Annotated in this window: 18 protein-coding genes; 7 read left to right on the top strand and 11 right to left on the bottom strand. The window is 70.8% G+C overall.

From position 1 onward, the window contains the following. Nucleotides 1-12 precede the first annotated feature (12 nt). Genes AB0L00_RS03780 through AB0L00_RS03770 form a run of 3 tightly spaced genes read right to left on the bottom strand, consistent with a single transcriptional unit; the run spans nt 13 to nt 3,790 of the window. Complete coding sequence (locus AB0L00_RS03780; RefSeq protein ID WP_364427858.1) at nt 13-912, bottom strand: ABC transporter permease; 900 nt, start codon at nt 910-912, stop codon at nt 13-15. Between the two features lie 31 nt (nt 913-943). Continuing rightward, nucleotides 944-1,897 (bottom strand): ABC transporter permease, encoded by a 954-nt coding sequence (locus tag AB0L00_RS03775; protein ID WP_345353502.1) that lies wholly within the window; start codon nt 1,895-1,897, stop codon nt 944-946. 60 nt (nt 1,898-1,957) lie between these two features. Beyond that, nucleotides 1,958-3,790, bottom strand: a complete 1,833-nt coding sequence (locus AB0L00_RS03770) for a peptide ABC transporter substrate-binding protein (protein ID WP_364427855.1) — start codon at nt 3,788-3,790, stop codon at nt 1,958-1,960. A 323-nt stretch (nt 3,791-4,113) separates the two neighbouring features. Here AB0L00_RS03770 and AB0L00_RS03765 point away from each other — a divergent pair, with 323 nt between their 5' ends. The 5 genes from AB0L00_RS03765 to AB0L00_RS03745 all read left to right on the top strand — a co-directional run bounded on the left by AB0L00_RS03765 (nt 4,114) and on the right by AB0L00_RS03745 (nt 9,095). Then, nucleotides 4,114-5,226, top strand: coding sequence for an ROK family transcriptional regulator (locus tag AB0L00_RS03765; RefSeq protein WP_364427852.1), 1,113 nt, complete (start codon nt 4,114-4,116; stop codon nt 5,224-5,226). 27 nt (nt 5,227-5,253) lie between these two features. After that, the gene (locus tag AB0L00_RS03760; RefSeq protein WP_364427849.1) at nt 5,254-6,714 is read left to right on the top strand and encodes a M81 family metallopeptidase; all 1,461 of its coding nucleotides are present in this window, start codon (nt 5,254-5,256) and stop codon (nt 6,712-6,714) included. 29 nt (nt 6,715-6,743) lie between these two features. Then, the gene (locus tag AB0L00_RS03755) at nt 6,744-7,484 is read left to right on the top strand and encodes a copper homeostasis protein CutC (RefSeq protein WP_364427846.1); all 741 of its coding nucleotides are present in this window, start codon (nt 6,744-6,746) and stop codon (nt 7,482-7,484) included. A 28-nt stretch (nt 7,485-7,512) separates the two neighbouring features. Beyond that, entirely contained in the window at nt 7,513-8,082 is a 570-nt protein-coding gene (locus tag AB0L00_RS03750; protein ID WP_364427843.1) for a hypothetical protein, read from the top strand. 194 nt (nt 8,083-8,276) lie between these two features. Continuing rightward, nucleotides 8,277-9,095, top strand: coding sequence for a helix-turn-helix domain-containing protein (locus AB0L00_RS03745; RefSeq protein ID WP_364427840.1), 819 nt, complete (start codon nt 8,277-8,279; stop codon nt 9,093-9,095). 28 nt (nt 9,096-9,123) lie between these two features. Here AB0L00_RS03745 and AB0L00_RS03740 read toward each other — a convergent pair whose 3' ends face one another. Genes AB0L00_RS03740 through AB0L00_RS03720 form a run of 5 tightly spaced genes read right to left on the bottom strand, consistent with a single transcriptional unit; the run spans nt 9,124 to nt 14,101 of the window. Then, on the bottom strand, nt 9,124-10,020 hold the full coding sequence (locus tag AB0L00_RS03740; protein ID WP_364427837.1) for a carbohydrate ABC transporter permease: 897 nt from the start codon (nt 10,018-10,020) through the stop codon (nt 9,124-9,126). Next, entirely contained in the window at nt 10,017-10,967 is a 951-nt protein-coding gene (locus AB0L00_RS03735; protein WP_364427834.1) for a sugar ABC transporter permease, read from the bottom strand. Before AB0L00_RS03735 ends, AB0L00_RS03740 begins: the two co-directional genes overlap by 4 nt. Further along, nucleotides 10,943-12,208 (bottom strand): extracellular solute-binding protein, encoded by a 1,266-nt coding sequence (locus AB0L00_RS03730; RefSeq protein ID WP_364427831.1) that lies wholly within the window; start codon nt 12,206-12,208, stop codon nt 10,943-10,945. The genes AB0L00_RS03735 and AB0L00_RS03730 overlap by 25 nt, the downstream gene beginning before the upstream one ends. A 40-nt stretch (nt 12,209-12,248) precedes the next feature. Further along, nucleotides 12,249-13,175, bottom strand: coding sequence for an N-acetylmuramic acid 6-phosphate etherase (gene murQ / locus AB0L00_RS03725; protein WP_364427828.1), 927 nt, complete (start codon nt 13,173-13,175; stop codon nt 12,249-12,251). After that, complete coding sequence (locus tag AB0L00_RS03720; protein ID WP_364427826.1) at nt 13,172-14,101, bottom strand: MurR/RpiR family transcriptional regulator; 930 nt, start codon at nt 14,099-14,101, stop codon at nt 13,172-13,174. The genes murQ and AB0L00_RS03720 overlap by 4 nt, the downstream gene beginning before the upstream one ends. A 42-nt stretch (nt 14,102-14,143) precedes the next feature. On the opposite strand from AB0L00_RS03720, the gene AB0L00_RS03715 reads away from it, so the two are divergent. Further along, the gene (locus AB0L00_RS03715; protein WP_364427823.1) at nt 14,144-15,202 is read left to right on the top strand and encodes a BadF/BadG/BcrA/BcrD ATPase family protein; all 1,059 of its coding nucleotides are present in this window, start codon (nt 14,144-14,146) and stop codon (nt 15,200-15,202) included. A 173-nt stretch (nt 15,203-15,375) separates the two neighbouring features. On the opposite strand, the gene AB0L00_RS03710 is transcribed toward AB0L00_RS03715, so the two are convergent. From AB0L00_RS03710 to AB0L00_RS03700, 3 genes are all read right to left on the bottom strand, one after another. Continuing rightward, nucleotides 15,376-17,208 (bottom strand): glycoside hydrolase family 3 protein, encoded by a 1,833-nt coding sequence (locus AB0L00_RS03710; protein ID WP_364427820.1) that lies wholly within the window; start codon nt 17,206-17,208, stop codon nt 15,376-15,378. A gap of 121 nt (nt 17,209-17,329) precedes the next feature. Further along, the gene (locus AB0L00_RS03705; RefSeq protein ID WP_364427817.1) at nt 17,330-18,610 is read right to left on the bottom strand and encodes a glycoside hydrolase family 3 protein; all 1,281 of its coding nucleotides are present in this window, start codon (nt 18,608-18,610) and stop codon (nt 17,330-17,332) included. Nucleotides 18,611-18,737: 127 nt separating this feature from the next. Beyond that, the gene (locus tag AB0L00_RS03700) at nt 18,738-19,220 is read right to left on the bottom strand and encodes a MarR family winged helix-turn-helix transcriptional regulator (RefSeq protein ID WP_364427814.1); all 483 of its coding nucleotides are present in this window, start codon (nt 19,218-19,220) and stop codon (nt 18,738-18,740) included. Nucleotides 19,221-19,300: 80 nt separating this feature from the next. Here AB0L00_RS03700 and AB0L00_RS03695 point away from each other — a divergent pair, with 80 nt between their 5' ends. Next, on the top strand, nt 19,301-19,987 hold the full coding sequence (locus AB0L00_RS03695) for a DUF4386 domain-containing protein (RefSeq protein ID WP_364427811.1): 687 nt from the start codon (nt 19,301-19,303) through the stop codon (nt 19,985-19,987). Nucleotides 19,988-20,019: the final 32 nt, after the last annotated feature.

Below are 20,019 nucleotides of genomic sequence, written 5' to 3'. Positions count from 1 at the left end.
TCTGGTTCCGCATCAGCGCCCCTGGAGCCGTACTTCGAAGGCGTCGCGCAGGCCGTCACCGATGCAGTTGAACGCGCACACGACCAGCACGATCGCCAGGCCCGCCGGGAAGATCAGCCACCAGTAGCCCTCTGAGGTGTAGGAGATGCCCTTGCTGAGCATGCCGCCCCAGTCGGTCTTCGGCGGGGCCACGCCGAGGCCCAGGAAGCTGACGTAGGCGATGAGCAGGATCGCGTCGGCCACCTGGAAGGTCGCGTTCACCACCACCGTGCCGATGGCGTTCGGGATGACGTGCCGGAACACCGCGCGGCGGTGGCCGCCGCCCATCGCCTTCATCGCCTGCACGTAGTCGCGGCTGCGCAGGGACAGCGCCTCGGCCCGTACGAGCCGGGCCGGCACGAGCCACGAGACGCAGCCGATGATCAGGATCTGCACCGGCACCGTGGGGCGGAGGATCGTCGCGGTCACGAGGAGCAGGAACAGGGCGGGGATCGCGATGCCCGCGTCGACCACGCGCATCATGATCGAGTCGATCCAGCCGCCGGCGTACCCGGAGATGGCGCCCCAGACCGTACCGATCAGCGTCGCCAGCAGCCCGGCGGCGATGCCGATCTCCAGGGACGTCTGGCCGCCGACCATCAGGCGGCCGAGCACGTCCCGGCCGACGTCGTCGGTGCCGAGGAGGTGTCCGCGCGTGCCGGGCGAGAGGGTGGCGTCGGCCAGTTGCGTGTGCGTCTGGTCGGTGTGGTGGATCAGCGGGCCGATGAAGCAGAAGACGAGCAGCAGGCCGAGGATGACCAGGCCCGTGAGGGCCAGCCGGTTGGCGAGGAACGACTTCACCATCCGGCGGTACGGCCCGGCCGCCGTGGCCGCGGGCTCCTGCTCGGTGAGCAGCGGAGCGGAGACGGTCATGAGTTCTCCTTCGCGGTACGGAATGCGCGCGTCATCGGATCGCTCCGCGGACGCGGGGGTCGACGAGCGCCTGGATGATGTCGGCGAGCAGCGAGCCGATGACGGTGGCGAGCGCGATCACCATGACGGTGCCGAGCAGGATCGGGTAGTCGGACGTCTGCGCGGCGTTCCAGAACAGCAGCCCCATGCCGGGGTAGTTGAACACCGACTCGATCACCAGCGCGCCGGAGAACAGCACCGGCAGGTAGTAACCGAGCATCGCGATGATCGGGGTCAGCGAGTTGCGCATGATGTGCAGCCACACGACCCGGCGTTCCGAGGCGCCCTTGGCCCGCGCGGTCCGTACGTAGTCCTCGGCGAGGTTGTCGAGCACCGCCGACCGCATGTACCGGCTGAACGCCGCGACCGTCGCGATCGCCCCGGCGAGGACGGGAAGGATCAGCGCGCGGGAGTCGGCGAACAGCGCGCCGAGCGACTGGCCCTGCGGCGCCTGCGGGGGCAGGATCGGGATCTTCTCGGTGAAGACGATGACGAGGATGAGCGCCAGGAAGAAGACCGGCGTCGCGTACCCGATGAACACCACGGTGGTGACCGCGTAGTCGGTCAGGCCGCGGCGCCGCCGTCCCTGCCACACGCCCAGCGGGATCGCGACGAGCAGCGCCACCAGCGTCGACAGCCCGGTCAGGACGAGCGTCTTGGGCAGCCGCTGGGAGATGAGCGAGCCCACGGACTGGTTCAGTGTGTACGAGTCGCCGAGATCGCCGTGCAGCAGGCGGCTGAGGAACGCCCAGTACTGCTGGACCAGCGACTTGTCGAAGCCGTGCTCATGGTTGAACGCCGCGATGGCCTGCGGGCTGGCCTGGGGGCCGAGGATGCCCCGGGCGGGCCCGCCGGGGACCGAGTGCAGCAGCAGGAAGACGATCACGGTCACCAGCAGGATGACGACGATCGACTGCCCGAGGCGCTTTGCCAGGAAGCGGATCAACGGGGTTCCTCCGGCCAGAGTGAGGCCCGGGACGGCCGTCGGCCGTCCCGGGCGCGTCGGTTACTTCGTGAGGTACCAGCGCTGCGGCTGCATGGTGGCCAGGGGGTCCTGGACGACGCCGCGCAGGTTGTTGCGGATCGCCGACACCTGGTACGCGGGGTTCGGCATCCAGATCACCGGGAGCTGCTTGGCGAGGTAGGAGCTGTACTGCTGCATCGCCTGGGGGTCCGAGGAGCTCGTCGACTCCTTGACCAGCTTGTCGGCCGTGGGGTCGCTGTAGCTGCCGAGGTTGGTGCCCCCGTCGGTGGAGAAGATCTGCTCACCGCTCGGGTACGCCGGGAAGTACCAGCTGCCCTGGGTGCCGAAGAAGGAGAGCTGCCAGGAGCAGGTCGACTGGTTCGGCTTGCACTCCGGGCTGTGGTCGAGGACGGAGTTCAGCGGCTCCGACTTGATCGACAGCGCGACGCCGATCTTCGAGAGGGACGACTGCAGCTCCTGCATCGTGTTGTCGGTCTCGGTGCTGCCGCTCTCGGTCAGCAGCGAGAACTTCAGCTGCGTGCCGGCCTTGATCCCGGCCCCGCACTGGTCGGCCCCGGTGCCCGGCTTCGTGCAGGAGGCGACGTTGCCGGCGATCGTCCAGCCGTGCGACGTGATCAGCGCCTTGGCCTTGTTCACGTCGTAGGGGTACGGGTTGTTCTTCTGGTCCTGGGACAGGTACTTCGACACCGGCTGCTGCGGCACCGGCCCGTATCCGGGGGCGGCCTGGTCGTGCCAGATCACCCGCGAGATGGTCGCCTGGTCGATCGACATCTGCACGGCCTGCCGGATGTAGAGCTGCTTGAAGACCGCGCCCATCTCCGGGTTGTTGAAGTTGTAGGGGATGTAGGTGATCGCCCAGCCGTTCCAGGGCTTCACCTGGTAGCCGCTGTTCTCGATCGTCTTCTGCTGCGAGGTCGCGAGCGCCGGCAGGTAGCCGTAGTCGACGCCGCCGGCGCGCAGGACGTTCAGCTCCGCCTGGGCGGAGGTGAACGGCTTGAAAGTGACGGTGTCCAGGTGGGCGGCGTCGTCACCGGTGTACTTCGCGTTCTTGGCGAGCGTCACCTGGCCGGTGGTGGTGAACTCCTTCACCGTGAACGGCCCGTTCGCGACCTTCCACAGCGGGTTGCTCGCGTACTCCGACAGCTTGCCGGCCTCGCCGATGAGGTACTTGAAGACCTTCTTGGCGCCGTCGGTCGTGCGGTCGTAGTCGCCGACCTTGCCGCCGGCGGCCTCGACGTCCCAGGCCGACTGCGGCATCGGCGTGATGTAGGTGAGCTGGTTCGCCGTGAACCAGTCCGGGTTGTACGCCTTGGTCAGGTCGAGCTTGAACGTCTTGTCGTCCACCGTCGTGAACTTCGCGACGTTGTCCGGCAGGTCGCCCTTGCTGTAGTTGCCCCACTGGTCCTTGTTGGCCTTGGCCAGGTTGAACCAGAACTCCACATCACGGGTGGTGACCTTCTGGCCGTTCGCCCAGGTGCCGTCCTTCAGCGTGATCGTGACCGTCTTGCCGCCGTTGGAGTAGACCGGGGTCTTGGCCGCGCCGGCCTTCTCGTCCAGGGCGACGGTGCCGCTCGACCCGTTGTAGGCGTACAGCGGCAGGAAGACGTTCTGCCGGATCGCGCTGTTGTACCCGGCCAGGTGGCCGGGGGTGCCCAGCGGGAAGATCCAGTTCGGCGTGGCGTTGGGCGGCAGCGCGAACGTCACCGCGCCGCCCTGCTGCGGCGTGCCGCCGCTCCCCGACGACCCCTGCCCACTGCCGGAGGAACATCCGGCCACCAGCAGTGCGGCGCCCACGCCGAGCACCGCCAGCGGGGTGCGCGCGGCCGCCGGGAACGAGGGCGATGGTCTCTTCATCGGTGCTCCTGATGGGAGGAACGGACGTCGTCCGCAGGTTTCAGCGAGTCGTTCGGCCGACCGACCGGGGGCTTCGTTCGAGTGGCCGGTCCGGCGGGGGTCGGTGGCGATGTGGCGGTGACGATACAGCGCCCCATCGAACCAAGACAAGACCGAATCGAAACAAGTGACGCACTCGGCTCCCGGAAACCACCTGGTCACGGTCGCATAACGAGGTCACGCGGTGGACTGCCGTCACACCGGTTGCTATTGTCCGACCGAATCAACCGAAGTAACGTTCGGATCCGAAGCAAGTCTCCTGAACATTCGACTGAGGAGCCGCCGTGTCGGCCGCGCACATCATCGGGCTCGTCGCGTCGGGCCAGGCCACGTCGCGGGCCGAGCTGGCCCGGTTGCTCGGCTGGGCTCCGTCGACGGTCTCCGCCCATGTGCAGGAGCTGCTCGACGCCGGCCTACTCCTGGAGTCCGGTGAGGGCCGCTCGCGCGGCGGGCGGCGGCCGCGCCTGCTCAGCGTCCCCGCGGGTGAGGGCGTGATGCTCGCCGCCGACCTGGGCGGCCACCACGCGCGCATCGCGGCGCTGGACGGGACGGGCCGGCCCCAGAAGGTCCGCGATCTGGAGATGGACGTCAGCGCCGGGCCGGAACCCGTCCTGGACCAGATCATGGACGCGCTCGAAGAGCTCGGCGACGGTCGCCCGGTGCTCGGCGTCGGAATCGGGCTGCCCGGGCCGGTCGACCTCGACGGCGTCATGGTCGGGCCCTCCCGGATGCCCGGCTGGCACGGCTACTCCGTACGCGAGCGGATGAGCAGGCGGTTCCAGACCCCCCTCGTCGTGGAGAACGACGCCAACCTCATGGCGATGGGCGAGACCGTCGCACGCGGGCCGGACCTCCGCGACTTCGTCTTCGTCAAGGCCGGCACCGGCGTCGGCGCGGCCGTCGTGAGCGACGGCCGGCTGCACCGGGGCGCCCGCGGCTTCGCCGGCGACATCACCCACAACCGCGTCCCGGCGGGCGGCGACCGGCCGTGCAGCTGCGGCAACTTCGGCTGCCTGGAGACGATCGCCAGCGGTGCCGCGCTGGTCGCCGCCGTGAACGGCGACGGCGTCGACGTCAAGAGCACCGCCGACCTCGTACGCCTGGCCCGCGACCGGCACCCGACCGTCACGACCAACGTGAGGTTCGCCGGCCGGCAGCTCGGCGAGGTCCTCACCACGATCGTGAACTTCCTGAACCCCCAGGCGGTCGTCCTCAGCGGCGCGCTGGCCGGCTGCGACCTGTTCGTGGCGGCGGCGCGCGGCGTCCTGTACGAGCGATGCCTGCCCCCGACCACCCAGGACCTGGAGATCGCGGAGAGCGTCGCCGGGCCCGACGCCGGCCTGCTGGGCATCGGCCGCCTCATCCTCGACCAGGGCGTGGCCCTGGCCTCCTCCTGATCCCGCCCCCGTACGAAGGACCTTCCCGTGACAGCACTCCGCATCGGCATCGCCGGCATCGCGATCGAGTCGAGCACTTTCTCCCCGCACCTGACCCGCCTGGACGACTTCACCGTCACCCGGGACGACGCCCTGCTCGCGCGCTACGCCTGGCTCCGGGAGCAGCGGCCATGGTGCGCGGAAGTGGAGTGGGTGCCGCTGCTGCACGCGGTCTCACTGCCGGGCGGCGCCGTCGACCCCGACGTGTACGACGCCCTCGAGGCCGAGATCGTGGAACGTGCCAAAGCCGCAGGACCGCTGGACGGCCTGTTCTTCGACATCCACGGGGCGATGAGCGTCACCGGGCGCACCGACGCGGAGGCCGGCCTGGCCGCCGCCGTACGGGCGGCCGTCGGCCCGGACACGCTCATCTCGGCGTCCATGGACCTGCACGGGAACGTCTCCCGCGAGCTCGCCTCGACGGTCGACCTGATCACCTGTTACCGGATGGCGCCGCACGAGGACGCCTGGGAGTCCCGGGAGCGGGCGGCGCGCAACCTCGTGACCCGGCTGCGCGACGGCGGCCGGCCGCGCAAGGCCTGGGTGCAGGTGCCGGTCCTGCTGCCCGGAGAGAAGACGAGCACCCGCATCGAGCCCGCCAAGAGCCTGTACGCCCGCGTGCCCGAGGTCGAGGCGATGCCCGGCGTGCTGGACGCCGCGATCTGGGTCGGGTACGCCTGGGCCGACGAGCCCCGCTGCCGGGCCGCCGTGGTCGTCACCGGCGACGACGAGGCGACGATCACCGAGCAGGCGCGCGGGCTGGCCGAGGCGTACTGGAAGGCCCGCGCGGACTTCGCCTTCGTCGCCCCCACCGGCACCCTGCGGGACTGCCTCCGGGCCGCCATCGACAGCGACGCCCGCCCGTTCCTGATCAGCGACTCCGGCGACAACCCGACCGCCGGCGGCGCCGGCGACGTCTCCGCCACGCTGGAGTACCTGCTCGGGGTCGAGGAGCTCCGCCTCGGGAAGGTCAGCGCGATCTACGCGAGCATCCAGGACCCCGAGGCGGTGGCCGCCGCGTTCGCCGCCGGCGAGGGCGCCGAGGTGGTGCTCCGCGTCGGCGGGAAGATCGATCCGAACCCGGCCGGGCCCGTCACCCTGGCGGGCACCGTCCAGGCCCTGCGCCGCGACGACCCCGTCGGCGGCGACGTCGCCGTGATCCGGACCGGCGGGCTGCAGGTCATCGTGACCGCCCGCCGCAAGCCGTACCACGAGATCCGCGACTTCACCTTCCTCGGTCTCGACCCCACCGCGACCGACCTGGTGATCGTCAAGATCGGTTACCTGGAGCCGGAACTGTACGACCTCGCCGCCGACTGGCTGCTCGCGCTCACCCCCGGTGGCGTCGACCAGGACCTGCTCCGCCTCGGCCACCACGGCGTACGGCGGCCGCTGTTCCCATTCGACACCGACATGCCCGACCCGGATCTGACGCCCGAACTGCTCTGATCCACCCACCTCGCGAAAGGAACCGAAAAGTGCGTTACGAGATCTGCCTGGAATCGGCCGACGGCGTCGCGGCCGCGGCGGAGGCCGGCGCGGACCGGGTCGAGCTCTGCGCCGCCCTGCTCGAGGGCGGGATCACGCCGAGCATCGGGATGGTCGAACAGGCCGTCGCCCTCGCCGCCGGCCGGATCAAGGTCCATGTGATCATCCGCCCGCGCGGCGGCGACTTCGTGTACGGCCCCGCCGAGGTCGCGGCGATGCTCCGCGACATCGAGGCGGTCAAGGCCGCGGGCGCGGACGGCATCGTCATCGGCGCGCTGACCCCGGACGCGCAGATCGACACGGAGCTGTGCGCACGGCTGGTCGAGGCCGCCCGTCCGCTCAGCGTCACCTTCCATCGGGCGTTCGACGTCACCCGCGACCCCGAGGCGGCGTTCGAGGACGTCGTCGGGCTCGGCGTGGACCGGCTGCTCACCTCCGGCGCGGCCCCCTCGGCCCTGGAGGGCACGGAGCTGATCGCGCGGCTCGTCGAGAAGGCCGCCGGGCGGATCATCATCCTGCCCGCCGGTGGGATCAACGAGCGCACGGCCGCACGCGTCGTCGAGGCGACCGGCGCCGAGGAGCTGCACTTCACCGCCTCCGAGGACCGGCCGTCGCCGTCCCGCTTCACCCGGCCGGGCATCTACATGGGCGGCGCGCTGTACCCGCCGGAGACCGTCCGCAGCGTCACCACCACGGCCCGGGTCCAGAGCATCATCGCCTCGGCCCACTGATACCTCAAAATCATGCAAACTTCGGAGGGTGAAGATCTCCGACGGCGAACTACGGCGTATCCGGTCCGGCCCAACCGAGGATGACGAGGAAGGCCTGTTCCTCGTACGGGTGTTCTTCACGGCGGCCGACCCGGCCGCCGTGATCGCCCGTGCGCGCGAGGTGCTCGAACGCGTCATCGAGCGGGTCGACTCATGGCCGGCGGAGAAAGAGTGGCCGGAGATCCTCCCCTCGTGGTTCGTCGAACGGTTCGCACCGGAGGTCGAGCGGCCCGCACCGGAGCCGGTCTTCGATCCTGCCGCCCGGGCCGCCGCCTGGCTGGAGCGCTGGCAGGCCATGACCCCGACGGATCCGGCGGATTCGGCTGATCCGGTGGAGGAGGCCACCGCGGACGAGGCGTGGCGCCTTTCGAACTGGCTCTACTCCTTCGACCCGAACGAAGAAGAGGGCGGCGGCGACCGGAGCTGGTGGTGGTGGGATGCCGGAACAGACGTGCCGGGCACGGGCTGGATCGACGTCGCCACGCCCAGGCTGCCTTTCGGCACCGGAACGCTGTACTGGCTGATCGAGGCGAGCGGCGGGGCGAAACCCGGCTACTGATCGCGCCCGCTCGCCGCGGCGCCGGCGCAGGTCGATATCGCTCATGGGCCCACTGTCACCGTCCACGCGCGCCGGCGGCCTGAACGAATGTCCGCCTCGGGCGGCTCACGTAGCATGTGACGATGCGGTTCACGGGGCGCGAACGTGGGGTCACGGCTTTATGGGACGTCGCGTCCCCGGCACGTCCCAGCCGAATGCCCGGTGTCACCATGGCCGGGTTCGGCGTCCGCGACCTCATGGCGATCCGGATGGTCCCGCACCCGGCCGTGACCGTGGCCGTGGAGTTCGGCGCCGGCACTCCCACTCTGGACGACTCCGCCGGGCGGCGGCAGCGCGGAAGTCTCGTCGCCGGGGTCGGGTTCGGTTCCGGGGGCGCGGCCTGGGCGCGGGGCGAGAACGTCGAATGCGTGCAGGTGCGGCTGTCCCCGATGGTCGTACGCGCGGTTCTCGGCGTCTCGCCGGCCGACCTGGAGGGCACAGTGGTGGCCCTCGACGACCTGTGGGGCCGGGAGGCGTCACGGATCCGCGAGCGACTGAGCGAAGCCTCCTCCTGGGAGGATCGTTTCGCCCTGACGGACGCGTTGCTCGCCCGCCGATTCGAGGCGCGATCGTCCGTGGATCCGGAGGTGGCCTGGGTCTGGAAGCGGATCGTCGCCGACCACGGCCGGGTCCGGGTCGACCGACTGGCGGCCGAGGTCGGCTGGAGCCGTAAACGCCTGTGGTCGCGGTTCCACGCGCAGATCGGCCTGCCGCCCAAACGCGCCGCGAGGCTGGTCCGCTTCGACCACGCCGCCAACCGCCTGGTCGCGGGTGAAGGCGCGGCCCGCGTCGCGGCCGACGGCGGCTACGCCGACCAGTCCCACCTGCATCGAGACGTCGTGGCGTTCAGCGGAGCGACCCCGGCGACCTTGACCGGCGAACCGTTCCTGGTGGTCGACGACATCGCCTGGCCCGGCCTCAGAACACCCGCCCAAGCGGGTCCGGTAGCGCCACGACGTCGAGGCTGCCGCTGACGCGGCAGCCTCGTCATGCGCGTTCCCGTTATTTGGACATTCCGGCGGTCAGGCCGGCGACGATCTGTTTGGTGGCCACGAGGAAGAGGACGACGAGGGGGATCGTCGTGATGACCAGGCCGGCGGACAGTTGCGCGTGGGCGGCCTCGAACTCGCCGAAGAAGCGCGTCAGGCCGGTCGGCAGCGTCCACTGATCGTCCTTCAACAGCACCAGCGGGAAGAAGAAGTCGTTCCAGAGTGGGATGAACTGGAACAGCGCCACGGTGGTCAGCGCCGGGCGGACCATGGGGACCATGATCCGGGCGAAGATCCGCAGCTCGCCGGCGCCGTCGATGCGGGCCGCCTCCTCCAGCTCCATCGGCAACTGCCGGAAGAACGCCGTCAGCACGAAGACCGAGAACGGCACGCCGCTCCCCGCGTACACGCAGATCAGCCAGAACCGGGCGTCGACCCCGGGCAGCGACTGCGTGAGCGAGTTCACCAGGTAGAACACCGGGACGGCGCCGAGCCGGATCGGCAGCATGAGACCGGCCAGGAAGTAGGACGACAGTGCCCCCCGGCCGCGGAAGCGGTAGCGCCCCAGTGGGTAGGCGGCGAGCACCGAGACCCCCGTGCCGAGCACCACCGCGCTCACCGTGATCACGACGGAGTTGACGAAGTAGGTGCTGAAGTTGCCCGCCGACCAGGCGTGCGAGTAGTTCTCGAACACCGGGTGCAGGGGCAGGCCGAGCGGCTGGTTCGCCAGGTCCTTCTCGGTGCGCAGCGAGTTGAACGCCATGATGATGAGCGGGGCCAGGGCCGCCAGGGCGTACACCCAGAGCAGGATGGCCGAGGCCGCTCCGCCGACCTGGATCCGCCGCCGGGGCGGACGCGGGCGCGCGGCGACGGTGGACCGCTCGTTGACCGTGAGAGTGCCGCTGGTCATGTGAGGCGTTCCTCCATCCGGCGGAAGACCTTGTTGGCCGCCAGCGACACCCCGAAGATCAGGACGAACATGCACACGGCGAGCGCGCACGACTGGCCGATGGCGTTCGGATCCGGGTTCTCGAAGGCCGTCCGGTAGAACAGCAGCCCGAGCGTGTCGGTGGCGAACCCGGGATTGCCCTGGGAACCCTGCAACGCGTAGATCAGGTCGAGCACGTTGAACGTGCCGATGAAGGTCAGCACGGTGACGATGCCGAGCACCGGCGTGAGCAGCGGCAGCGTGATCCGCCGGAACACCTGCCACGACGACGCGCCGTCGACGCGGGCGGCCTGCTCGTACTCGTCGGGGATCCCCGCCAGGGCGGCACCGAACAGCAGCATCGGGAAGCCGACCCACTGCCAGGCGTTCACGACGATCGCCACGGGCAGCGCCAGGTGCGGGTCACCGCGCCAGGGCTGCGCCAGCGAGCCGAGGCCGACGCCGCGCAGCGCGGCGTTCACCGCGCCGAACTGCGGGTTGAGCATGATCGACCAGAGGTAGCCGACCACCACGGGGCTGACCAGGTGCGGCAGCGTGTACGCGGTCTGCAGGAACCGCTTGCCGCGCCGGGACTTGTGCAGCAGCACGGCGAACGCCAGGCCGAGGGTGGTCTGGATCAGCATCGTGCCGATGAAGAACAGGCAGTTGTGGCCGAGGGCGCGCCACACCTGCTCGCTCAGCGGGTACTTGGTGAACAGCTGGTGGAAGTTGGACAGACCGGTGAAGCCGTCCTGCTTGTTCCCCGACCAGGAGTACACGCTGTACTGCGCGGCGGAGACCAGCGGATAGATGATGAACACCGTGTACAGCGCCAGAGCGGGCAGCAGGAAGGCCAGCAGGACCCGGCGGCGGGGTCGCCCGCCGCCGGTGCCGACCGGACGCCTCAGCCTCCGCTGGGCTTGAACCACGCCGAGATGCCCTTCTGGACGAGCTTGCCCGCGTCCGCGGCCGAGGTGCCGCCCAGCATCTTCTGCAGAGCCTGCCCCTCCTGGTCACGGCCGAGCGGATTCCCGTAGCCGAAGTCGACGACCATGATGTACGTCGCCCCGTGCTGCTGGTAGCCCTGGTACGCCTGGGTGAGCAGCGGGTCGCCGGGGGTCGTGCCGGGCACGGCCGAGATCTGCTTCAGCGAGTTGGCGTACAGCTGCCCGAACTCCGGCGTCGACATCCACTTGACCAGCTCGAGCGCCTCGGCCTTGTGCTCCGAGTGCGCGTTCACGCCGAACGATCCGTCGACGTAGCCGGAGGTCAGCGGCTGGTTCACCTTGGCGCCCGGCGCGGGCGGGGCGTCGAAGAAGCCGATCTGCAGGTCCGGCGTCGTCTTGGTGAACGGCCCGATCTCGTACGAGCCGCCCGGGTACATCGCGGCCTTGCCGCTGGTGAACAGCGTCTGCGCGTCGGGGTAGTCGACGGCGGCGACCTGGTTCGGGAAGTACGGCTTCAGGTCCGCGACGGTCTGCAGCGAGGCCGTGTAGTCCGGGTCGGTGAAGTCCTTCTTGCCGGTGAGGACGGCCTGCTCGAAGTCGTTGCCGCCCTCCCGCGTCGCGCCGAAGATCTGGTGGTCGATGGCGAGCACCCACGGCTGCAGGCCGCTCGTGGCCATCGGGGTGATGCCGGCCTTCTTGAGCTTGTCGCAGGCGGCGGTGAAGTCGGCCCACGTCGTCGGCGGCTGGATGCCCTGGTCGGCGAAGATCTTCTTGTTGTAGAGGATCCCGAGCGTCTGCAGGGCGTACGGGACGCCGTACAGCTTCCCGTCTTCCTTGCCCTTGGCCGCCTGCAGCACCTTGTCCTGCCAGCCACTGACGTTCACCTGGCCGTCGAGCGGCACCAGGTTGCCCGCCTTGATGTAGGACTGCAGCGGCCCGTACGGCTTGAGCTGGACGACGTCCGGCCCGCCCGTCGCCTTCTTCAAGTCGTTCGGCAGCACCGTCAGGTAGTCGGTGCTCTTGATCGGCTTGTAGTCGAGGATGACCTTCGGGTGCTTCTTCTCGTACGCGTCGAAGATCTTCTGGTATCCCGCGGTGTCCTCGGGACGCCAGGTCTCGACCGTGAGATGGATCTTGCCGCCGCCACTATTCGTGCTCGGTGCGCACGCCGGGAGGGCGAGGGCTGCGCCCAACGCCGCGACGAGCGCGCAGTATTTCCGCATGAGGAGGTGGACCCCTTTCTTCGCTGCCCCCGACGTCTTACTACTGACCCTCGGGCCGGATCCTGCGCATCGCTTCCCGCACCGAGCCTCCGGTCTCCTCCAGCGCTCCGGCGGCGCGGTCGGAGGGCACGTCGCACAACAGGGACAGCAACGCGACGCGCGTGTCGCCGCCGGCTCCCGCCAGCGCCGCCGCGCATGTCTCGGCGTCCAGACCGGTCGCCTCGACCAGGATCTTGATCACGCGACCGCGCAGCTTCGAGTTGAGCGCGTTGACGCTGACCATGAGGTTGGAGTAGGTGCGGCCGAGCCGCACCATGACAGCGGTGGACATGGCGTTCAGCACCAGCTTGGTGGCGGTGCCCGCCTTCATCCGGGTCGAGCCGGTGACGGCCTCGGGCCCGGTCTCCACGGCGATGTTGACGTCGACCTCCGCACCGAAGACCGACTGCGGATTCGAGCTGATCAACGCGGTGTGCGCGCCCTGCTTGGCCGCGGCGCGCAGCGCGCCGACGACGTACGGCGTGCGGCCGCTCGCGGTGATGCCGACGGCCAGCTCGCCGAGGCGCACGTCCGCGGCGTCGCGGCCCCCGAGGTCCTCGTCGTCCTCGACGCCCTCGACCGCCTCGGAGAGCGCGCCGAGCCCGCCCGCGTGGTGGGCGACGAAGAGGTCCGGACTGACGCCGAACGTCGGCGGGAGCTCGGCGGCGTCCAGCACCGCGAGTCGCCCGGAGGTGCCGGCGCCGAAGTAGTGCACCCGCCCGCCGCCGTGCAGCGCGTCGACGGCGAGGTCGGCGGCCTTGGCGATCTGCGGCAGCACCTTCGCCACCGCGCCGGGGACCTGCTCGTCCTCGGCGTTGATCAAACGAAGCACGTCCAGGGTGGGCAGCAGGTCGATGTCGATGGTGCGCGGATTGCGACCCTCGGTGGGGACCCCCTGCAGAACCCCGACGGAGAGGCGATCGGTCACCTGCGTCTCCGATCTGATCCGACACGGCGGACCCGGACCGCTTCGCGGGTCGCCTCCAGGGCCTGACGGGTCGGTTCGTACGTGCGCTGCGCGACGCCGACGAAGATGCAGTCGACGACCGTCAGCTGGGCCAGCCGGCTCGCCGTGGCGCCCGACCGGAACGTGGTCTCGCGGGCCGCCGTGGTCAGGACGTAGTCGGCGACCTCGGCGATCGGCGAGCGCGGGAAGTTGGTCAGCGCGACCGTGGTCGCACCGCGCCGCTTGGCGACGTTGAGCGCGTCGATGGTGTCGACCGTGGTGCCGGTGTGGGAGATGCCGACCGCGACGTCTCCGGGCTCCAGCACGGCCGCGCTGGTGAGCATGATGTGCGCGTCGGACCAGCCGTAGGAGGTGCGCCCGATGCGGTGCAGCTTCTGCTGGAAGTCCAGGGCGACGAACGCGCTGGCCCCCACGCCGTAGATGTCGACCCGGCGCGCGTCGACGATGGCCGCGATGACCCGTTCGAGCGCGTCGATGTCGAGCTGGTTGGCGGTCTCCTCGACCGCCCGCGCGTCGGCGAAGGAGATCTTCTCCACGACCTGCTGGAGCGTGTCATCGGTGCTGATGTCGCTGCCGACGACCCGTCCACCGGTCACCCCCTGGGCGCGCCCGGCCTCGGTGGCCAGGGTCAGCCGCAGCTCCGGGTAGCCGGCGAAGCCGATCGCCCGGCAGAACCGGATGACCGTCGTCTCCGAGGTCCCGCATGCCTGGGCGAGCTCGGTGATGGTGGAGTTGGCCACCGCCTCGGGATCGTCGATCACGCGCTGGGCGACGCGCGCCTCCGCGGGGGGCAGCGAGGGCAACAGGGAACGGACGCGAACGACCGTGCTGAGCGACGCGCTCGCACTGTCGGCCGCGGACCCGGGGTCGGGCCCGACCTTGCTCATGCAGGAAATTTTCCGACGAAAACCGTTCCCTGTCAATATGCCATGTTCTACGGTCACAGTGTGTGTTCCAATTGGAGAGGCCCGTATGTCGTGGGAGTGGATGCCGGCGGCACCAACACTCGTGCCACGATCGTCACTCTCGACGGTGTTGTCGCTGGTCGTGGCCGTGGTCCTGGCGCCAATCCTAACTCCAGCGCCGATCCGGCCGACGCTCTGACCAGGGCCGTCGGATCCGCTCTGGGGGACCTGGACCCGCTACGGGTGGTAGGCGGCGTTTTCGGGATCGCCGGGGCCGGCGCGGCCGGACGACCGAAAGCGGTCGCCGCCGCGAACGCCGCGTGGCGGGCGCTGGGCCTCCCCGGCGAGCCGGAGGTGGTCACCGACATCGCGGTGGCGTTCGCCGCCGGGAGTCCCGCGCCCGCCGGGCTCGTGGTCTTCGCCGGCACCGGAGCGGGCGCCGCGGTGGTCGACGACGGCGAGGTGGTACGCCGCGCCGACGGCTACGGGTGGCTGGTCGGCGACGAGGGCTCCGGGGTGTGGATCGGCGCCGAGGCGGTCCGCTCGGCGCTGCGCGCCTACGACGGGCGCGGTGCGCCCACCACCCTGGCCGAGAGCGTGCCGAGGCTGCTGCTCGGCGAGGCCGCCGGCCCGCTCCTCGCCGACGTCGACCTGAAGGCCCTGACCCTCGGCTCCGGCGACACCGGCGCGGCCGCGATGTCCTCCGGTGCCGCGCTGCCCCAGGCGGTGCTGAAGGAGGTGTACGGCGGGCCGCCCGCCGGGCTCGGCCGTGCGGCTCCCCTGGTGACCGCCGCGGCCACCGCGGGCGACGAGGTGGCGCTGCGGATCGTCACGGAGGCCGCGCGGTGGCTGCTCGCCGACGTCGACGCCGTGCGCCCGACGCTGGAGGAGATCATCGGCACCGCCCGGTACGGGGATTCCGGTCCGGGCGTCGTCGTGGCCGGTTCGCTGCTCGAGGAGGGGCCGGTCGCCGAGGCCGTACGCGCCGGGCTGTGCGAGCGGTTCGGCGTCGAGGCGTCCGTGGCCGACGACGGCACCCTCGGCGCCACCCGCCTGGCCCTCCGCCGCGCGGGACTCGACTGAGTCCCGACGCGATCGCCTTTACGCGGCGGCGGGTTCGGGTGAGGATTCTCTGAGAGCGTGGGACGGCGACCGGCGGGGTCTCGCCGTCCCACGCTCCGTACGGGGGGCGGCCGGTCCAGGTGCCGCCTCATCGATCCGGACATCGATGAGGCGGGCACGCCGGCCGGGTTCTCTTACTTCTTGTGGAAGGTCAACCCGGTTCCGAAGGGGTACAGGGTCTTGGTCGGGTCGCCCGCGACGGGGACCATGACGGGCAGCTTCCCCTGGGGGCTGATCTCACCGAACAGCACCTTGGTCAGCGACTCCAGCGTCGCCGGCGTGTAGCCGTAGGTGGCCAGGTAGTTCTTCGCCTCGGGGAAGTAGCCGATGTCGTACGCGTCGCGCACCGCCGCCACGATGACCGGCTTGCCGGTGGCCACGAGCGCCTTGACGAGGTTGGCCTGACCCGGACCGTTGTGACCCGACTCGGTCGAGACGTCCCAGGCGCGGTTGGTGGTGACGACGACGAGATCGTTGTCCTTCGCCTTGGCCACGGCCTGGTCGATCGTCGCCTGCGACGGGCTCGTGCCGGTCTGGTAGACGGTCGTGGCCGGGCCCCGCTTGCCGATGTCGGCGGCGAGCGTCTGGGTCGTCGCGACGCCGTAGCCGGTCACGAGGACCTTGCGGCCGTCCTTCGTCAGCGGCAGCGCGTCGTTCTTGACCAGCGTGATGGTGCGGTCGGTGACCCGCTGCTCGGTCGCGAGATGCGCCGGCGTGCCGACCTTCTGAGCGACCTTGCTCTCGTCGACGTACGGGTTCGTGAACAGGCCGTGCTTCTTCTTGACCTCGAGAAGCCGGTAGACCGACTCGTCGATCCGGGACTCGGTCAGCTCGCCGCCCTTCACCGCGTTGATCACGGAGTTGAGCTGCAGGTCGAACAGGCCGTTGCCCTTCGCGTCCGTCGGCGGCTTCTCCAGCTCGTCCGCGCCCGCCTTGATGGCGAGCACCGGCACGCGGTCGTCGCCGTACTTGTCGCGGACGCCCTGCATGCCGAGGGCGTCGGTGGCGATGACGCCCTTGAAGTGCAGCTCGTTCCGCAGGATGCCGGTGAGGATCGGCTTGGACAGCGTCGCCGGGTCGCCGGACGGGTCCAGCGCCGGGACGACGATGTGCGCCGTCATGATCGAGTCGATGCCGTGCGCGATGGCCGCCTTGAAGGGCGGCATGTCGAGCTTCTCCCACTGCTCGCGGGTGTGGTTGATGACCGGCACGCCGGTGTGGCTGTCGGTGGCGGCGTCACCGTGGCCCGGGAAGTGCTTGGCCGTCGGGATGACGCCCGCGGCCTGGTAGCCGTCGACCTCGGCCGCCACGAACTTCGAGACGAGCTGCGGGTCGGAGCCGAAGGACCGTACGCCGATCACGGGGTTGGCCGGGTTGGTGTTGACGTCGGCGTCGGGGGCGTAGTCGGTGTTGATGCCGATCGCCCGCAGCTCCTGCCCGGTGATCTTCGAGGTCTCGTACGCGTCCTTGGGACGGCGTCCGGCCCCGAGGGCCTGGCTGCCGGGGAACTGGGTGAACGGCGCCGGGACGCGGGTCACCACGCTGCCCTGCTCCTGGTCCGTGACGATCGTCATCGGAATCGGCACCCGCTGGCGCATCGCCGCCTGCTGGATCCCGTTGGACAGGTGCGCGACCTGCTGCGGGCTCGCGAGGTTGGGCGGATCCACGGAGTAGTAGATGATCCCGCCCGGGTGGTACTTGTCGATGAGCTGCGCGGCGTTGTCCACTCCGTACAGCTTCCGGTTGGCCGCGACGGCGGCCGGGTCCGTGGTGTCGGCGCTGGTGCCGTACACCTGCAGGACGAACAGCTGGGCGACCTTCTCCTCCAGCGTCATCTTGTGGAGGATCCGCAGGACGCTCTGGTCCTTGCCGGGCGAGGACGCGGCCTGGGCGGTTCCCGCACCCAGACCCGCGATCGCCACCATTGACGCCGTGCTGATCGCGGCGAGCCGTCGGCGACGGGACATCCAGACTCCTTCCGTCCGCCCCCGAATACGAATCTGTAAGAAAATGACCAGTCGAAACCGGCAGAGCGAAACTTAGTCACGCGAATGGACGCGCGTCAACGGTCGGCTGCCGATCCGCTGGTCAGCGGCCCGCGCGGACGTGCGCCGCGACCTTCCGCGCGGCCGCCCGGTGCTCCGCCGAACCCACGATGTCGGCGGCGCGGGACGCGTCGACATACGGTGAGCGGAGGATCCCCCGGTCCTGCTTCATCCGCAGGATGCGGGTGACCGCCTGGTCGAGGCGGCTCTGCGGGATCCGGCCCGACCGCACCGCCGTGAGCACGGCGCGGTAGGCGCTGTCCAGCCGCGGCGGCATCAGGAGCATGTCCGCGCCGGCCCGGACGGCCCGCACGGCCGCCTCCGGCGCGCCGTACTTCATCGTCGCGCCCGCCATGCTCAGCGAGTCGGTCACCACGACCCCGTCGTAACCGAGCTTGTCGCGGAGCAGGCCCGTCAGCACCGTTTTGGACATGGTCGCCGGGTCACCGGAGTCGTCCAGGCCGGGGACGACGATGTGCGCGGTCATGATCATGTCGATGTGGTGGGCGATGGCGGTCTGGAACGGCGGCGCGTCGAGGCGCTCCCACGTCGCCATGGAGTGCTTGATCACCGGCAGGCCGGTGTGGCTGTCGGTCGCGGTGTCGCCGTGCCCGGGGAAGTGCTTGACCGTCGCCACGATCCCGGTCGCCCGGTAGGCGTCGACCGCGACGCCGACGAGATGGGCGACCTCCTTGGGGTCGGCGCCGAACGACCGTACGCCGATCACCGGGTTGCGCGGGTTGACGTTGACGTCGGCGACCGGCGCGAAGTCCTGGTTGATGCCGACCGCGCGCAACTCCTCGCCGGTGACCCGTGCCGCCGTGCGCACGTCGTCATCGGGGTTCTTGGTCGACGCGAGCGCCTTGTTGGTGGGGAACCGGGTGATGTACGGCAGGCGGGAGACGATGCCCTGCTCCTCGTCGGTGCCGATGAGCAGCGGAACGCCGTCGTCCTTCGCCGCCGCGCGCTGCAGGCCGTTGGACAGCGTCGCCGTCTGCCGCGCCGTGCGCAGGTTGTTCGGGAAGTAGATGACGCCGCCGGGGTGGTACTTCGCGACCATCGCGGCGCCGGTGGCCGCGGTGGTGCCCTGGACGGTCGGGATGAACAGCTGGCCGACCTTGTCCGCCGTGCTCATCCGCCGGACCAGCGCCGCGACCGGGTCGGGGGTGGGAGTGGGGCTGGGGGTGGTGCGGGCGGCCGCCGAACCGCGCCGCGTCGGCCCGTCGTCGGAGCGGGCCGACGATCCGCCGCACGCCGCCGCGGAGGCCACCGCCGTGATCGCGGCCACTGCGGACAGGAGCCGCAGGCCACCGGTCCGTCTCACTCGCCGCCCTCCCCGAGCCGTCATCGCACCCGCACGACGCTAGCCGCCGGACCGGCACGCGGCAAACGCCCCGGTCGGGCGTTCCCCGCGCGCCCGGAGGGCGCGCCGGCCGGGCCCGGCGACCACGTCAGGACGAGCGGTAGCCGGGGTGCACTCCCGGGGTGAGGCCCTGCTGTTCGGCGACGCGCCGGAGCAGCGCGGTCAGCTGCCGGTGCTCGTCGGAGGAGAGCGCCGCGCAGACGTCGCGCTCGTGCGCGGCGCCCATCTCGCGCAGCTCGGCCAGCAGCTCGACGCCCCGTTCGGTCAGGTAGAGCGCGTGCGACCGCCGGTCGTCGGGGTTCTTGCGCCGCTCGATCAGGCCGCGTCCCTCCAGTTCGTCGGCGAACGGCACGAAGCGGCTCGGCGGCATCCCGAGGTCCTCGGCGAGCCGGCGCTGGCTGCGGCCGGGCGTCGCGGCCAGCATCCGGAGGAGCCCCGCCTGCGGGGGTGTCAGGTCCAGCGAGGCGATCCGCTCGGCGAACGCCCGCGCGGCGTGCGCCCCGAGCTGAGCCAGCAGGAAGGCGGCGCCCCCCTGGTTCCTGGAGCGCTCGGTCTGCTGGTTCGTGCTCATGGCGACACTGTATACGGTTGACAATCGTTCTGTTCTGTAATCATTATCTGGCGTACACGATTTCTGACCGAGGAGAAGAGATGTCGACCGTCTCCGCCGCCCCTGGCGTGAAGGCCCCGGGCCGCCGCCCGCAGTCCGGGCCTCCCCTGCTCGCCCCCGTGCTCGCGTTCGCCGGGCTGACCATCGCCTACGTCGTCGCCAACCGGGCCACACCGCACCCGGACGCCTCCGGCCTCGCGGTCCTGGAGTACGCCCGGTCGCACGGCACCACGATCAAGGTCGGGGCCTTCCTGCTGGTCGCCTCGGCGGTGCCCCTCGCCCTCACCGCGGCGGTGCTCTACCGGCGGCTGCGGGCGCTGGGCATCACCGCACCGGGCTCGGCGATCACCCTGGTCGGCGGCGTGTCCGCCGCCGGCGCGCTCAGCCTGAGCGGGATGTTCACCTGGACCGGCGGCCGCGTCGAGACCGACCCCGCGCTCGCCCGTGCCCTCGCCGACCTGGGGTTCGTGGCCGGCGGTCCGGCCTTCGGGGCGATGTTCGCCCTGCTCGTCGCCGGGATCTCGGTGACCGGCCTGCTCGCGGGCCTGCTGCCGCGCGCGGTGACCTGGACGGGGCTCGTCCTGGCCGCCGTCGGGATGGTCGCCCTGCTGACCCTCCTGGCCTCCCCCTTCGGCTTCCTGCTGCCGGTGGTCCGCTTCGGCGGCACCGTGTGGCTCGTGGCCGTTGCCGCCCTGCTGCCGCGCACGCGGCCCTCCCGCCATCAGTGAGAACCCGGACCGGACCGAACACCGAGGAGACC

This window comes from Actinoallomurus sp. NPDC052308 (assembly GCF_040679195.1).
Classification (GTDB): Bacteria; Actinomycetota; Actinomycetes; order Streptosporangiales; family Streptosporangiaceae; genus Actinoallomurus; species Actinoallomurus liliacearum.
The sequence above is the reverse complement of the archived record's forward strand: the minus strand, read 5'-3'. Positions and strand labels throughout refer to the sequence as shown.